The organism is Pseudomonas sp. UBA7500, assembly GCF_002478435.1.
Classification (GTDB): Bacteria; Pseudomonadota; Gammaproteobacteria; order Pseudomonadales; family Pseudomonadaceae; genus Aquipseudomonas; species Aquipseudomonas palmensis.
Genome location: NZ_DLNW01000027.1, coordinates 30,745 through 45,646, shown reverse-complemented (window position 1 = coordinate 45,646; position 14,902 = coordinate 30,745). Strand labels below are relative to the sequence as shown.

The 14,902-nt window shown below is 65.7% G+C and carries 11 protein-coding genes and 1 tRNA gene; 6 read left to right on the top strand and 6 right to left on the bottom strand.

Going from position 1 to position 14,902, the window contains the following annotated elements; all coding sequences use genetic code 11:
- The first annotated feature begins 214 nt into the window (after positions 1-214).
- Positions 215-640 carry a tetratricopeptide repeat protein gene (locus B4I46_RS12020; protein WP_100635013.1) on the top strand — a complete coding sequence of 142 codons (426 nt, stop codon included), beginning with the start codon at positions 215-217 and terminating at the stop codon, positions 638-640.
- Between the two features lie 175 nt (positions 641-815).
- A complete protein-coding gene (rmuC, locus tag B4I46_RS12015; RefSeq protein WP_162484864.1) occupies positions 816-2,201 on the top strand; it encodes a DNA recombination protein RmuC in 1,386 nt (461 codons plus the stop codon).
- Here rmuC and B4I46_RS12010 read toward each other — a convergent pair.
- Positions 2,173-5,649 carry a PAS domain-containing hybrid sensor histidine kinase/response regulator gene (locus B4I46_RS12010; protein WP_123752772.1) on the bottom strand — a complete coding sequence of 1,159 codons (3,477 nt, stop codon included), beginning with the start codon at positions 5,647-5,649 and terminating at the stop codon, positions 2,173-2,175. The genes rmuC and B4I46_RS12010 overlap by 29 nt on opposite strands.
- A 111-nt stretch (positions 5,650-5,760) precedes the next feature.
- Positions 5,761-6,306, bottom strand: coding sequence for a TetR/AcrR family transcriptional regulator (locus B4I46_RS12005; RefSeq protein ID WP_286900355.1), 546 nt, complete (start codon positions 6,304-6,306; stop codon positions 5,761-5,763).
- Between the two features lie 90 nt (positions 6,307-6,396).
- On the opposite strand from B4I46_RS12005, the gene B4I46_RS12000 reads away from it, so the two are divergent.
- On the top strand, positions 6,397-7,590 hold the full coding sequence (locus tag B4I46_RS12000; protein WP_054914678.1) for an MFS transporter: 1,194 nt from the start codon (positions 6,397-6,399) through the stop codon (positions 7,588-7,590).
- A 58-nt stretch (positions 7,591-7,648) separates the two neighbouring features.
- On the opposite strand, the gene B4I46_RS11995 is transcribed toward B4I46_RS12000, so the two are convergent.
- Positions 7,649-8,827, bottom strand: coding sequence for an MFS transporter (locus B4I46_RS11995; RefSeq protein ID WP_043860013.1), 1,179 nt, complete (start codon positions 8,825-8,827; stop codon positions 7,649-7,651).
- Positions 8,828-9,001: 174 nt separating this feature from the next.
- Here B4I46_RS11995 and B4I46_RS11990 point away from each other — a divergent pair, with 174 nt between their 5' ends.
- Both B4I46_RS11990 and B4I46_RS11985 read left to right on the top strand, forming a co-directional pair.
- On the top strand, positions 9,002-10,144 hold the full coding sequence (locus B4I46_RS11990) for a TDT family transporter (RefSeq protein ID WP_058541019.1): 1,143 nt from the start codon (positions 9,002-9,004) through the stop codon (positions 10,142-10,144).
- 168 nt (positions 10,145-10,312) lie between these two features.
- A complete protein-coding gene (locus tag B4I46_RS11985; protein WP_043860015.1) occupies positions 10,313-12,187 on the top strand; it encodes an MFS transporter in 1,875 nt (624 codons plus the stop codon).
- A 15-nt stretch (positions 12,188-12,202) separates the two neighbouring features.
- Here the strand turns inward: B4I46_RS11985 and sugE are convergent, their stop codons facing one another.
- From sugE to rdgC, 3 genes are all read right to left on the bottom strand, one after another.
- Complete coding sequence (sugE, locus tag B4I46_RS11980; RefSeq protein WP_043860016.1) at positions 12,203-12,520, bottom strand: quaternary ammonium compound efflux SMR transporter SugE; 318 nt, start codon at positions 12,518-12,520, stop codon at positions 12,203-12,205.
- Between the two features lie 117 nt (positions 12,521-12,637).
- On the bottom strand, positions 12,638-13,600 hold the full coding sequence (locus B4I46_RS11975) for a bile acid:sodium symporter family protein (protein ID WP_286900349.1): 963 nt from the start codon (positions 13,598-13,600) through the stop codon (positions 12,638-12,640).
- 141 nt (positions 13,601-13,741) lie between these two features.
- Positions 13,742-14,662: a recombination-associated protein RdgC gene (gene rdgC, locus B4I46_RS11970; RefSeq protein ID WP_088514017.1), complete on the bottom strand. Its 921-nt coding sequence runs from the start codon at positions 14,660-14,662 to the stop codon at positions 13,742-13,744.
- Positions 14,663-14,821: 159 nt separating this feature from the next.
- On the opposite strand from rdgC, the gene B4I46_RS11965 reads away from it, so the two are divergent.
- A tRNA-Val gene (locus B4I46_RS11965) sits at positions 14,822-14,897 on the top strand.
- Positions 14,898-14,902: the final 5 nt, after the last annotated feature.

Here is a 14,902-nt window from a genome sequence, read left to right as displayed (position 1 = left end):
TGGATTGTCATGCGGGTCTGCTCTAGGACGCGGGTGCCAGCAATGCAGGAAGTGTCTGACAATTTTCGCGGCGCATTTCGGCTCGCGCGAAATGTCTACTGACGTGTCAAAAAAAAACATCGCCTGACGGAAAAAAAGCCTCGAATTCCCTCGGGCCATGCACGAGAAAATCCGGTAGAGTGGCGCGCCTCTCGAGTTGCCTTCGCCGTTTTTTATGAAGTTTCGCAGCAAAACCCCAAGCCCCACTGCCCAACCCCCCGTTGCCGAGCCCCGACGTTTTTCGTTGAAGGTGGCCCTGTGGCTGCTCGACAGCCCGCGCCTGGGCGACAACCCCAACGTCAAGCACTTCGCCGGGCGCCTGCTCAAGCAACCGGCACGCCAGGGTGTGGTGGTGGCGCAGAGCCGGCTGGGGCAGATGCTGTGCCGCGATTGCGGCAACGCCCGTGACCGGCGCATCGGCCACGAGCTGCTGCGCCAGGCTGCCCGGGCCGGTGACCGCAGGGCACAGCTCGAATATGGCCGTCTGTGCGCCCAGCCCCAGGTCAACGAGCCGGAGCAGGCACGTTACTGGCTGGAACAAGCCGCCGCGCAGGGCTCCAAAGAAGCCGTGCGGCTGCTCGGGCAACTCACGAGCCACTGATCGACCGCCCGGGGCTGTTAAGCTCTGGGGGATTTCCCTGGGGGTGAGCATGCTGTCTATGGCTGCAATGGATCTGACCAGCATCGTGCTGGGAATGGTGGTGGCGGCTTTGCCCGCTGTGGTGGTGCTGGTGCGTCTGCAACGTCAGTTGGCTGACAGGCAGGCCGCCGCCGCACTGGCCGAGGAGCGCCTGAGCAGTGCGCTGTTGGCCCAGGAGGGCCTGAGCGCGCAACTCGACGCCAGCCGTGACGAAATCAGCGACCTGGGCCAGGCCAATGCCGCCAAGCAGGCCAGCCTGGCCGCTCAGGGCCGCGAGCTGGAGTTGCTGCAGATCGAGCGCGACAACGCACGCGATGCCGCCCATGCCTGGAACCTTGAACGCAACGCCCGTGAAGCCGAGCTGCGCCGCCTCGAAGCGCGCTGCGCCGGCCTTGCCGCCGAACTGCGCGAGCAGCAGGACAGCCACCAGCAGCGCCTGAACGATCTGCAGGGCTCGCGCGACGAGCTGCGTGCACAGTTTGCCGAAATGGCGACGAAGATTTTCGACGAGCGCGAGCAGCGTTTCGCCCAGACCAGCCAGCAGCACCTGGGGCAACTGCTCGACCCGCTCAAGGAGCGTATCCAGTCGTTCGAGAAGCGCGTCGAGGAAAGCTACCAGCAGGAAGCCCGCGAGCGCTTTTCGCTGGGCAAGGAACTCGAGCGCCTGCAGCAGTTGAACCAGCGCCTGAGCGACGAGGCCACCAACCTGACCCAGGCACTCAAGGGCCAGAAGACCCAGGGCAACTGGGGCGAGTTGATTCTGGAGCGGGTGCTGGAACATGCGGGGCTCGAAAAGGGCCGCGAATACCAGACCCAGGTCAGCCTCAAGAGCGCCGATGGCGAGCGTTTCCAGCCCGACGTGCTGATCATGCTGCCCGGCGACAAGCAGGTGGTGGTCGACTCCAAGGTCAGCCTCACGGCTTACCAGCAATATGTAAACGCCAGTGAAACCGACGTGGCCCAGGCCGCGCTCAAGCAGCATGTGCTGTCGCTGCGCAACCATGTCAAAGGCCTCTCGGGCAAGGACTACAATCGCCTCGAGGGCCTGCACAGCCTGGATTTCGTGCTGTTGTTCGTGCCCATCGAGGCGGCGTTTTCGGCGGCGCTGCAGGCCGAGCCCAACCTGTTCCAGGAGGCCTTCGACCGCCAGATCGTGATCGTCAGCCCGACCACGTTGCTCGCCACCCTGCGGGTCATCGACAGCCTGTGGAAACAGGAGCGCCAGAGCCAGAACGCCCGCGAGATCGCCGAGCGCGCCGGCTGGCTGTACGACAAGTTCGTGTTGTTCATCCAGGACCTGGACGAGCTGGGCAACCGCCTGCAACAGGTCGACAAGGCCTATGCCGCAGCGCGCAACAAGCTCTGCGAGGGGCGCGGCAACCTGATCAGTCGCAGCGAGCAGCTCAAGCTGCTCGGCGCGCGGGCCAGCAAGAGCCTGCCGGCCGACCTGCTGGAACGCGCCATGGGCGGCACCGACAACCTTGCCGAAGGCCTTACTGCACCAGGCTCAGATGACGATTGAGCAGGGCGCGCAGGGCCGCCGGCTTGACCGGCTTGCTCAGGTAGTCGAGGCCGGCGGCATGTACCCGCGCCACGGTCTCGCCGTGGCCGTCGGCACTGATCACCACCCCCGGCACCGGCTCGCCCAGGCGCGTGCGTAGCCAGGCCATCAGTTCGGTACCGATTTCGCCGTTGTCCAGGTGGTAGTCCACCAGCGCCAGATGCGGGCGCAGGCCCTTGTCGAGCAGGGCGGCGCATTCCTCGCGGTTGCGCGCCGTCGACACCAGGCAGCCCCAGCGGCTGAGCAGGCTGTTCATGCCGATCAGGATGCTGTCTTCGTTGTCCACGCACAGCACCTGCAACCCCGCCAGCGGCTGGCCGGCCTGTTCGGCTGGCTTGGCCTGGGCCGGGCTCGCGGCGCTGGCCAGCGGTACGCTGACGCGGAACACGCTGCCCTTGCCGGGCGATGAGCGCACCTCCAGCGGGTGGCCGAGCACCTTGCACAGGCCGTCGGCGATCGCCAGGCCCAGGCCCAGGCCTTTTTCGGCGCGGGTCTGGTGGCTGTCCAGGCGCTTGAATTCCTCGAAGATCACCTGCAGCTTGTCGTCGGCAATGCCCGGGCCGCGGTCCCACACTTCCAGCCACAGGCGGTCCCCGGCGCGGCGCACGCCCAGCAGGATCGGGCTCTTGCCATAGCGGAAGGCGTTGGTGAGGAAGTTCTGCAGGATACGCCGCAGCAGCTTGACGTCGCTATGCACCCGCAGCTTGCTGCCACGCACGCGAAAATCCAGGCCCTGCTGCTGGGCCAGCACCTTGAACTCGGCACCCAGGGCGTCGAACAGTTCGCTGAGGGCGAACGGCTTGGCGTCCGGGTTGATCTTGCCGTTCTCCAGGCGCGAGATGTCCAGCAGGTCGCTGATCAGCTCTTCGGCCGAACGCAGGGCGCTGTCCATGTGCTGCACCAGTTGCTGGGCGTCGCCCGACAGGCCCTCTTCCTGGTGCGACAACGCGGCGGAGAACAGCCGTGCGGCGTTCAGCGGCTGCATCAGGTCGTGGCTCACGGCCGCCAGGAAGCGGGTCTTGGACTTGTTGGCCGCTTCGGCATGGCTCTTGGCCTCGGTCAGCGCCAGGTTCAGTTGCGACAGCTCGTGGGTTCGCTCGGCCACGCGCTGCTCCAGGCCTTCGTTGGCGTCCTTGAGGGCCTGCTCGGCCTCGCGGAAGGGGGTGATGTCGGTAAAGCTCATCACGAACCCGCCGCCGGGCATGGGGTTGCCGATCAGCTCGATCACCCGGCCATTGGGGAACAGCCGCTCGGAGGTGTGCGCGCGCCCCTGACGCATCCAGTGCAGGCGCCGCGCCACATGCACCTGGGCCTCGCCCGGGCCGCACAGGCCGCGTTCAGCGTTGTAGCGGATGATGTCGGCAATCGGCCGGCCGACACTGATCAGCCCGTCGGGGTAGTTGAACAGTTCCAGGTAGCGACGGTTCCAGGCCACCAGGCGCAGCGACTGGTCGACCACGCTGATGCCCTGGCTGATGTTCTCGATGGCCCCTTGCAGCAGGGCGCGGTTGAACTGCAGCACCTCGGAAGCTTCGTCGGCGATGCGTACCACGTCCTCCAGCTGCATGTCGCGGCCTTCGATGGCCGCCTTGACCACGGCGCGGGTCGAGGAGGTGCCGAGCACGCCGGACAGCAGGCGCTCGGTGTGCTCGATCCATTCGCCGTCGGCGTTCTGGTTGGGATTGAAGCCCTTGCCCTGGCGATAGGCGAAGCGGATGAAGCTCTGGCGCGCACGCTCTTCGCCGACAAAGCGCGCGGCCAGGTGCAGCAGGTCGTCTATCTGTACCGCCAGCAGCGAACGGCTGCTGGGCCGCGCGCTGGTTTCCTGGCCAATGAAGCGCCCGGCCTGCCAGTGCTCCGATACCCGCGTGCGCGACAGGATCGAAACCCAGGCGAACACCGTGAAGTTGCCTGCCAGCGACAGCACCACGCCCTGGGTCAGCGGGGTGATCGGCAGGTTGAGCGGGTTGCCGTGCAGCCAGGCCAGGCCCGGGAACAGCTCCAGCGACCAGCCCACGCTGTGGGCGGCAATCGGCAGTACCAGGGTGTAGAACCACAGGAAGGTGCCGGTGGCCAGGCCGGCGAACACGCCGCGGCGGTTGGCCTGCTTCCAGTACAGCGCACCGAGCATGGCCGGGGCCAGTTGGGTGACGGCGGCAAAGGCGACCTGGCCGATGGTGGCCAGGCTGGCGGTGGAGCCCAGCAGGCGGTAGCTGACGTAGGCCAGCAGCAGGATCACCACGATGGTCACCCGGCGTACCGTGAGCATCCAGTGGCGGAACACCTCGAACGGGCGCTCGGCGTTGTTGCGCCGCAGCAGCCAGGGCAGCAGCATGTCGTTGGAGACCATGGTCGACAGCGCCACGGCCTCGACGATGACCATGCCGGTGGCGGCCGAGGCGCCGCCGATGAAGGCCAGCAAGGCCAGCGCCGGGTGTGCTTCGGCCAGCGGCAGGCTGATCACGAACGAGTCCGGCAGCACCGAGCTGGGCAGCAGCATCTGCCCGGCCAGGGCAATCGGCACCACGAACAGCGCGGCGAGGATCAGGTAGGCCGGAAACACCCAGCGTGCCAGGCGCATATCCTGCGGTTCGATGTTCTCCACCACGGTGACATGGAACTGGCGCGGCAGGCAGATGATCGCCATCATCGCCACGCCGGTCTGCACGATCATCGACGGCCAGTTGATGGTTTCCTGCCAGTAGCCGTCAAGGGCGGGCGCCAGGCGGGCCTGGCTGAACAGGTCGTCGAAGCCGTCATACAGACTGAAGGTGATGAACGCCCCCACGGCGAGAAACGCCAGCAGCTTGACCAGCGATTCGAAGGCGATGGCCAGCACCATGCCGCGGTGGTGCTCGGTCACATCCAGGCTGCGGGTACCGAACACGATGCTGAACAGCGCCAGCACCAGCGACACCACCAGCGCGGTGTCCTGCACGCGGCTGCCGGTGGCATCGGCCCCGGCACCGATCAGCAGGTTGACCCCCAGCACGATGCCCTTGAGCTGCAAGGCGATGTACGGCAGCACGCCCACCAGGCAGATCAGCGCCACCACCACCGCCAGGGTCTGGGACTTGCCATAGCGCGCGGCAATGAAGTCGGCGATGGAGGTGATGTTCTCCTGCTTGCTGATCAGCACCATCTTCTGCAGCACCCAGGGTGCAAACAGCATCAGCAGTACCGGCCCCAGGTAGATGGGCAGAAAGGCCCAGAGTTGTTCGGCGGCCTGGCCGACCGCGCCGAAGAAGGTCCAGCTGGTGCAGTACACCGCCAGCGACAGGCTGTACACCCACGCGCGCAGGCGTGGCGGCAGCGGGGTGCTGCGCCGGTCGCCGTAGAAGGCGATGGCGAACATGATGGCCATATAGGCCAGGGCGACCAGGGCGATCAGCCCGCTGGACAGCGACATGAAAACTCCGAACGAAAAAACGGTAACGGCCAACCACGATCAATCAGTCTGGCACGCCGTTCTCACTTCGTCAGCGCCGACGAAGGTCGCAGTGGCAGAGCGTCGCAGTGCTCAGTCGCGCAGGGCCAGTTCGACCAGTTCATGCAGCTGCTGCAGGCTCGGGGGCGCTTCGGCGAACAGAATGCGAAACACCGTGGGAGCCACCAGCAGGTCGAGCAGCCGTTCCACCCCGGGGCCGGCTTCGCCACGCTGCTGCGCGCGGTCCAGCAAGGTCTGCAACTGGCCGCGCAGCAGGGTGGTGCAGTAGCCGGGGCAGGCGCTGCTGAGCACGTCGCGCATCATGTGTCGGCCGGGCTCGGAGCTCATCTCGTCCAGATACTGCTCGGCCCAGGCCAGCAGGTCGCCGCGCAAGGTGCCGGTGTCGAGGGGTTCACTGTCGGGGTGCAGGCGCTCCACCGCCACGTCGGCCAGCAGCGCCGCCAGTTCACCCCAGCGCCGGTAGATGGTCGAGGGGGTGACGCCGGCACGTGCGGCCACCATGGGCACGGTCAGGCTCGCGCGGTCCTGCTGCTGGAGCAGGGCCCGCACGGCGCTGTGTACCGATTGCTGGACACGGGCGCTGCGACCGCCCGTGCGAATACCTTCTTTGATCGCCATGGCGCGACCTTAACACAAAGGGTTTGCGTTAAGGATTAAGGGCGCGCAGACTGCACAAAAGCTAACGGTTAGCTTTAGTGGAGAAAGCACATGATCGGATTGTTCAGCCGTCCGGCGTCGGCGCGTTTGCGGCTGGTGTACCTGGCCGTCGCGCTGCTCGGGTTTCTGGCGGCTTCGAGTGCGCCGACGCCGTTGTACCAGCTGTATCAGCATGCGTGGCAGTTTTCGCCGGCAACCCTGACCCTGGTGTTTGCGGTGTATGCCTTGAGCCTGCTGGCGGCGTTGCTGACGGTGGGGTCGCTGTCCGATTACCTGGGGCGCCGGCCGGTGATCTTCGTGTCGTTGCTGCTCGAGAGCGTGGCGATGCTGCTGTTCATCCAGGCCGAGTCGGTGCCCTGGCTGCTTGCGGCGCGGTTGCTGCAAGGCTTTGCCACCGGCATGGCCACCAGTGTGCTGGGCGCCGCGCTGCTCGATACCGACCGCGAACAGGGGCCGTTGGTCAACAGCCTGGCGCCGCTGCTGGGCATGGCCTGCGGGGCGCTGGGCACCAGCGTGCTGGTGGAGTTCGCGCCGTGGCCGCTGCGCCTTGTGTATGGGGTGCTGCTGGCGCTGTTCGTGGTGCTGGCGCTGCTGGTGTGGCGTTTGCCGGAGAGCGTCAGCCGCCAGCCGGGCGCGCTGCGCGCCCTGCGTCCGAGCCTGCTGGTGCCGCCCCAGGCGCGCGGCGCGGTGTGGCGCATGCTGCCGGTGAACATTGCGGTGTGGGCGCTTGGCGGGTTCTTCCTCTCACTGGGGCCGTCGCTGGTGCGGGAGGTGAGCGGCCTGGGCTCCAGCCTGATCGGTGGCGCGCTGGTGGCGACCCTGACCCTCAGTGGTGCGCTGGCGATCTATCGGCTGCGCCTGCGCCCGGCACAGCAGGTGCTGGCGCTGGGCACCGGGCTGCTGGCCGGCGGGGTGGGGCTGATTCTGCTGGCGCTGTACAACGCCAGCCTGGTGCTGTTCTTCGCCGCCACGCTGGTGGCGGGCAGCGGCTTTGGTGCGGGGTTTCTGGGTGCGTTGCGCAGCACCCTGCCACTGGCCGAGGCCCATGAACGGGCGGGCTTGATGGCCACGTTCTACGTGCTGAGCTACCTGGCGTTCTGTGTGCCCGCGCTGGCGGCCGGGTTGATGGTGCGCCAGTTCGGGCTGGTGGCCACCAGCGAGGTGTATGCGCTGGTGCTGGTCGGGTTGTGCGCGGTGGCGGGGGTGTTGAACCTGCCGGCGATGCGCGGAGCGCGATCTATCTGATCTCGGTGGTGCTGCGTTTTGCGGCAAGAGCAGCGTGGATCTTTGTCGGCGCCGGCCTTCAGGCCTGGCGCCGTGCCCCCAGGCAATAGAACAGCCCCGCAAGCCCCACCGACAGCATCATCAGGTAGAACATCGCTGTCGGCATCAGGTGTGCCAGCGCAAACCCGCACAGCACCGGCCCCAGCGCTGCCCCCAGGTTGGACAGGTTCTGTGCGCCGTAATACACCCCGCGCAGGTGCTCCGGGGCAATGCTGTCGATGAACATGTATTCGGCCGGGATCACGATGATCTCGCCCAATGTGAACACCAGCATCGCCAGGCACCACACCCACAATGTCTGCGCCAGCGAGAACCCCAGCAACCCGATCACGAACAGCAGCATCCCGGCCAGCAGCCAGGGCATCAGCTGGCGACTGCCGATGCGCCGGCCGATGGCGTATTGCAGGGCGATCACCGTGATGGCGTTGGTCGCCACCAGGTAGCTGACGGTCTGGTTGGCCTGGATGGCCGATGTGGTGGTCACCAGGTACTGCGACAGGTAGGCCGTGAACTGGCCGAACACCACCGCACTGAGCGCGCCGCCCAGGGTGAAGTACACCAGGCGCCGATCGCCGAGCAGGTGCCTGCCGACCGCCAGCAGGCCCAGCGTCGGCCCGCCGAGCCCGGCGCGTGCAGCACGCTCGCCCCGGCGTTGATAGCTCAGGCACATGCCCAGCCCCAGCAATGCCGACAGCACGAACGGCAGCCGGTCATCCAATAGCACCAGCGCCACCCCAACAAAAGGCCCGACGGCATAGGCGACGTTGCTCAGGGTGTACTTGATCGAGAACACCTCGCCGCGTGCCTGCACTGGCAACAGCGCGCAGAAGCCGGCCTTGGCGGCAATGTCCACCACTGCCAGGGTGAGGTTGATCACCACCAGGCAGGCAAACAGCATCCCCAGTTGCCGGCTGGCCACGGCCACGAAGAACGCCAGGGCGAAGGCCAGGGTGGAGAACACGATCACCGTGTAGCTGCGCAGGGTGTCGATCAGGTAGCCGCCGTACAGGCTCAGCAGCGAGCCGACGATCAGTGCACCGCCGATCATCAGGCCGATGGCGCTGATGCCCAGGGCGAAGTGCTCCGACAGGTACACCACCAGGTACGGCAGGGTGATGGCCCGCGCCAGGGTCAGCACGAAGGTGGTGCACAGCAGCAGGCGAACCTCGGCGCCATAGCCCCGCAGGCTTTCGAGCATGTTCACGTCCTTGTCCGGTGAGGTCAGCCGCCAGCATACGTCAGCCTTGAAAGGCTCGCGAACGGCTTATATATAGGTAAAACAGATAACAGTTAGAGAAATTACCCGTTATATCGATATTCCATAGGGTTGTAACATCGATTTCACCTCACCGGAGGACAGGAGACCGACACCATGACCTGCACCAAGATAGCCCACCCCTTGCGCCCGCTGAGCCGCCTGGCTCACCCGCGCGAGGTGATCCGACAGTTCACCCCCAACTGGTTCGCCGCGACCATGGGCACCGGCGTGCTGGCGCTGGCGCTGCGGCAGGCGGTGCCGGGGTTGTCGGGTATGGCCGAGGCGCTGTGGCTGCTGACCATTGGCCTGTTCGTGCTGTTCAGCGTGCTCTACACCGCGCGCTGGGTGATGTTCTTCGATGAGGCGCGGCGGATTTTCGCGCATTCCACGGTCTCGATGTTCTTCGGCACCATCCCCATGGGCCTGGCGACCATTCTCAATGGGGCGCTGGTATTCGGAGTCGAGCGGTGGGGCACGGGGGTGCTGCCGTGGGTCGAGGCGTTGTGGTGGCTGGACGTGGCCCTGGCGCTGCTGTGCGGGGTGGCGATCCCTTACCTGATGTTCACCCGCCAGGAGCACAGCATCGACCAGATGACCGCGGTATGGCTGCTGCCGGTGGTGGCGGCCGAAGTGGCCGCGGCCAGCGGCGGCCTGCTGGCCCCGCACCTGACGGACGTCCATCGCCAGTTCCAGGTACTGATCACCAGCTATGTGCTGTGGGCGGTGTCGTTGCCGGTGGCGTTCAGCATCCTGACCATCCTCACCCTGCGCATGGCGCTGCACAAGCTGCCCCAGGCGAGCATGGCCGCTTCGAGCTGGCTGGCACTCGGGCCGATCGGCACCGGTGCCCTGGGCATGATGCTGCTGGGCAGTGATGCACCGGCGATCTTCGCTGCCAATGGCCTGGGCAGCCTGGGCGAGATTGCCCGCGGGCTGGGGCTGGTGGCCGGTATCGTGCTGTGGGGCGCGGGGCTGTGGTGGTTGCTCACTGCCGTGTTGATCACGCTGCGCCATCTGCGCGATGGCATGCCGTTCAACCTGGGCTGGTGGGGCTTCACCTTTCCGCTGGGGGTGTATGCCCTGGCCACGTTGAAGCTGGCGGCGTGGCTGCAGTTGGGGTTCTTCACGGTGATGGGCCACGTGCTGGTGGTGGCGCTGGCAGGGCTGTGGCTGGTGGTGGCCAGCCGTACCCTGGCGGGGGCCTGGCGTGGCGAGCTGTTCGTGTCGCCTTGCATTGCGGGGTGCACGGGCAAGTGACAAGGGTGGCAGTTTCGCCGGCAAGGCCGGCTCCGGCAGGGTTTTGCTGGCGCTAGAAGGCCTTGTCGGCGAAGCGGTTCATGCAGTGGCTTGCATTTACCCGTGCATCTGTGGCTTTTTGCGGGCTGGCTTCCTCCAATAACAAAGCCCCACTCAGGACCCTGGACGATGAGTCACCCCTCACAGTTTGCCCTGCTGCAAAAACGGCGCTTTCTGCCGTTTTTCGTCACCCAGTCGCTGGGGGCGTTCAACGACAACCTGTTCAAGCAATCGCTGATCCTGGCCATTCTCTACAAGCTCAGCCTGGGCGGCGACGGCACGATGCTGGTCAACCTCTGCGCGCTGCTGTTCATCCTGCCGTTCTTCCTGTTCTCGGCCCTGGCCGGCCAGTTCGGCGAAAAGTTCGCCAAGGATGCGCTGATCCGCACCATCAAGCTGGCCGAGATCGTCATCATGGGCGTGGGCGCCGCGGGCTTTCTCTATAACCACCTGTGGATGATGCTGGTGGCGCTGTTCGCCATGGGGACCCATTCGGCACTGTTCGGCCCGGTCAAGTACTCGATCCTGCCCCAGGCCCTGCGCGAAGAGGAGCTGGTGGGCGGCAACGGCCTGGTGGAGATGGGTACCTTCCTGGCGATCCTGGCCGGCACCATCGGCGCCGGGGTGATGATGTCCAGCACCCACTACGCGCCCATCGTGGCCAGCGCGGTGGTGCTGGTGGCGGTGCTGGGCTACCTGGCCAGCCGCGCAATTCCCCGTGCCGCGGCCTCGTCGCCGCAACTCAAGCTGCAATGGAACATCTTCAGCCAGACCGTCGCGACCCTGCGCATGGGCCTGAAACAGACCCCGGCGGTATCGCGCTCGATCGTGGGCAACTCGTGGTTCTGGTTTGTCGGTGCCATCTACCTCACGCAGATCCCGGCCTATGCCCAGGAGTGGATGCACGGCGACGAAACCGTGGTCACGCTGATTCTCACGCTGTTCTCGGTGGGCATCGCGGTGGGGTCGCTGCTGTGCGAGCGCCTCAGCGGGCGCAAGGTGGAGATCGGCCTGGTGCCGTTCGGATCGTTCGGCCTGACGGTGTTCGGCCTGCTGTGGTGGTGGCATTCGGGGGATATCCCGGCCGCTGGCGCGCCGTATGACTGGCTCGCCCTGCTGGGCATGAGCAAGGCCTGGTGGATCCTGCTGTCGATCATGGGCCTGGGTGTTTTCGGTGGTTTCTACATCGTGCCGCTGTACGCGCTGATCCAGTCGCGCACCCCCGAAGACGAGCGTGCCCGGGTGATCGCGGCCAACAACATCCTCAATGCACTGTTCATGGTGGTCTCGGCCGTGGTCACCATGCTGTTGCTGGGGCTGGCCAAGCTGAGTATCCCGCAGCTGTTTCTGGTGGTGTCACTGCTCAACATCGCAGTCAACACCTACATCTTCCGCATCGTGCCCGAGTTCAGCATGCGCTTCATGATCTGGCTGCTCAGCCATTCCATGTACCGCGTCGAACACCGCGACCTGGACAAGATCCCGGATGAAGGCGCGGCGCTGCTGGTGTGCAACCACGTGTCGTTCGTCGATGCGCTGCTGATTGCCGGGGCCGTGCGCCGGCCGATCCGCTTTGTCATGTACTACAAGATCTACCGCCTGCCGGTGCTCAATTTCATCTTCCGTACTGCGGGGGCGATCCCGATTGCCGGGCGCAACGAAGACCTGCCGACCTACGAGCGTGCGTTCGAGAAAATTGCCGCCTACCTGGCCGACGGCGAGCTGGTGTGCATCTTCCCGGAAGGCAAGCTGACCTCCGATGGCGAGATCGATGCATTCAAAGGCGGATTGAGCCTGATTCTGGAGCGCACCCCGGTGCCGGTGATTCCGTTGGCGCTGCAGGGCCTGTGGGGGAGTTTCTTCAGCCGTGACCCGGCCAAGGGGTTTTTCCGGCGCCTGTGGTCGCGGGTGACCCTGGTGGCCGGTAGCGCCGTACCGGTGGAAACGGCGCAACCGGCGCTGTTGCGCGAGCGGGTCAGCGAACTACGCGGCACCTGGCGCTAGGCGCGGGGGCCAGGGTCAGCTGGCGCTGACCTTGAGCCCCACCAGGCCGATGATGATCAGTGCCACGCTGGCCAGGCGCATCAACGCCATGGATTCGCCAAACAGGATGATCCCGGCGATCACCGTACCCACTGCGCCCACACCGGTCCAGATCGCATAGGCGGTGCCCAGCGGCAGTTCCTTCATGGCAAGGCCGAGCAGGCCGAGGCTGACCGCCATGGCGGCAACCGTGAGCACAGTGGGCAGGGGGCGGGTGAAGCCGTCGGTGTATTTGAGCCCGATGGCCCAGCCGACTTCGAACAGGCCGGCGAAAAACAGGATGATCCAGGACATGCGCAGTACTCCATCTGTTGATGGGGCCGTCCCCGGATCGGTCACGCGGTGCGTCGTGAGGTCGTCCTCACAGTGCGCACTATAGTGCACATTTCCTTGCCGGGGGGCAAGTGGCGGTCAACGCGTGGCGTCGACCGCTGCCGTTTCGGCGACGGGTTCTTCCATGCGCCGGAACCAGGTCGAGAGTAGCGCACCGGAGATGTTGTGCCACACGCTGAACAGCGCGCTGGGCACCGCCGCCAGGGGCGAGAAGTGCGCACTGGCCAGTGCCGCGCCCAGCCCGGAGTTCTGCATGCCGACTTCCAGCGCCAGGGATTTGCACTGGGCCAGCGGCAGCTTGAACAGCTTGCCGGTGACGTAGCCCAGGGCGAACCCGAAGGTGTTGTGCAGGATCACCACCGCCATGATCAGCAGGCCCGATTCGGCGATCTTGGCCTGGCTGGCCGCCACCACCGCGCACACGATCAGCACGATGCTCACCACCGACACCAGCGGCAGCACCTGCACCGCCAGGTGTACGCGCGGGCCGAGCAGGCGCTGGGCGAGCACGCCGAGCACGATCGGCAGCATCACCAGTTGCAGGATCGACCAGAACATCTCCATGAACGAGACCGGCAGCCAGGCCGAGGCCAGCAGCCAGATGAGCGCGGGGGTCAGCAGCGGGGCGAGCAGGGTGGTGACGGCGGCTATTGCCACGGCCAGGGCCAGGTCGCCCTTGGCCAGCCACGCCATCACATTGGAGGAGGTACCGCTTGGGCAGCAGCCGACCAGGATCACGCCCACGGCGATTTCGGCGGGCAGGTGGAACAGCTGGCACAGCAGCCAGGCCACGCCCGGCATGATCACGAAGTGGGCGACCACGCCCAGGGCCACGCGCCAGGGCTGGCGGAACACGGCGGCGAAGTCTTCGACCTTGAGGGTCAGGCCCATGCCGAACATCACCAGGCCCAGCAGCGGCACGATGGCGACCTTGAGGCCGATGAACCAGGCGGGTTGGAAGAAGGCCAGGAGGGCAAACAGCAGCACCCACCAGGCGAATGTATTGCCGACGAAGCGGCTGAGGGCGGCGAGGGCGCGCATGGGGGTGCTCCTTTTTTATTATCGGCGGCCCCATCGCGGGTCAAGCCCGCTCCCACAAGGATTGCAGCGACCCTGTAGGAGCGGGCTTGACCCGCGATGAGGCCCGCAAGGCCTCTATATAGCTATATAGAGAGCAGACGATCAGACCCCCTGCGGGATCTCCTCTCCACCCAGCGCTTCGAACAGCGCCGGCAGGAAGTCGCCGAAGGTCAGCATCATCAGGGTGAAGCTGGCATCGAGCTGGCCAAGGGCCTCTTCGCCGCCGTCTTCCTCGGCCTGGTCCTGCAGCAGCTCTTCGAACTTCAGGCGCTTGATCACCATCTTGTCGTCCAGCACGAACGACAGCTTGTCCTGCCAGGCCAGCGACAGCTGCGTCACCACCTTGCCGGTACCCAGGTGCAGCTGGATCTCGTCGCTGGTCAGGTCCTGGCGCTTGCAGCGTACGATGCCGCCGTCTTCGTGGGTGTCGCGCAGCTCGCACTCGTCCAGCACATAGAAGTCGGGCGCAGCCTTCTGCGACTTGACCCAGTCGGTCAGGGTCGCGCTTGGGGCGATCTTCACCGTCACCGGGCGCACCGGCAGCGAGCCCATCACTTCACGCAGGGTCGACAGCAGGTCCTCGGCACGCTTGGCGCTGGCCGAGTTGACCAGGATCAGGCCCTGCTTGGGCGCGATGGCGGCGAAAATCATCGAACGACGGATGAAGGCGCGGGGCAGGAAGGCCTGGATGATCTCGTCCTTGATCTGGTCGCGCTCCTTCTTGTAGACCTTGCGCATCTGCTCGGCTTCGATCTCTTCGATCTTCTCCTTGACCGCATCACGCACCACGCTGCCAGGCAGGATGCGTTCTTCCTTGCGTGCCGCGATCAGCATGAAGTCGCCACTGACATGCACCAGGGGCGCATCTTCGCCTTTGCCGAAGGGCGCGACGAAACCGTAGGTGGTCAACTCCTGGCTGGCACAGGGGCGCGCCGGCTTGCTGGCCAGTGCGGTTTCCAACGCCTCGGCGTCGAACTGGATGTCCTGGGTAAGGCGGTAGGGCAGCAGGTTTTTGAACCACATGGGGTGCATCTCTCCTCGGTACATAAGGAGGGCATTATTCTCCGAGCGGCGTGTTCAGGCCAAGCCCGCTAAGTCATTGGAAGGCCTGAAAAATAATTTTAAAAAAGTGCTTGCCAGAGTGTGAGGTGCTCCGTAGAATGCGCGCCACACCGAGACGAAGGGTGATTAGCTCAGCCGGGAGAGCATCTGCCTTACAAGCAGAGGGTCGGCGGTTCGATCCCGTCATCACCCACCACTTCT

Coding starts and splice junctions, on each gene's coding strand:
- B4I46_RS11995 (WP_043860013.1), bottom strand. CDS start 8,827: ATGCTCGAAAGCCTGCGGGGCTATGGCGCCGAGGTTCGCCTGCTGCTG.
- sugE (WP_043860016.1), bottom strand. CDS start 12,520: ATGTCCTGGATCATCCTGTTTTTCGCCGGCCTGTTCGAAGTCGGCTGG.
- rdgC (WP_088514017.1), bottom strand. CDS start 14,662: ATGTGGTTCAAAAACCTGCTGCCCTACCGCCTTACCCAGGACATCCAG.
- B4I46_RS12005 (WP_286900355.1), bottom strand. CDS start 6,306: ATGGCGATCAAAGAAGGTATTCGCACGGGCGGTCGCAGCGCCCGTGTC.
- B4I46_RS11975 (WP_286900349.1), bottom strand. CDS start 13,600: ATGCGCGCCCTCGCCGCCCTCAGCCGCTTCGTCGGCAATACATTCGCC.
- B4I46_RS11990 (WP_058541019.1), top strand. CDS start 9,002: ATGACCTGCACCAAGATAGCCCACCCCTTGCGCCCGCTGAGCCGCCTG.
- B4I46_RS12010 (WP_123752772.1), bottom strand. CDS start 5,649: ATGTCGCTGTCCAGCGGGCTGATCGCCCTGGTCGCCCTGGCCTATATG.
- B4I46_RS12000 (WP_054914678.1), top strand. CDS start 6,397: ATGATCGGATTGTTCAGCCGTCCGGCGTCGGCGCGTTTGCGGCTGGTG.
- B4I46_RS12020 (WP_100635013.1), top strand. CDS start 215: ATGAAGTTTCGCAGCAAAACCCCAAGCCCCACTGCCCAACCCCCCGTT.
- B4I46_RS11985 (WP_043860015.1), top strand. CDS start 10,313: ATGAGTCACCCCTCACAGTTTGCCCTGCTGCAAAAACGGCGCTTTCTG.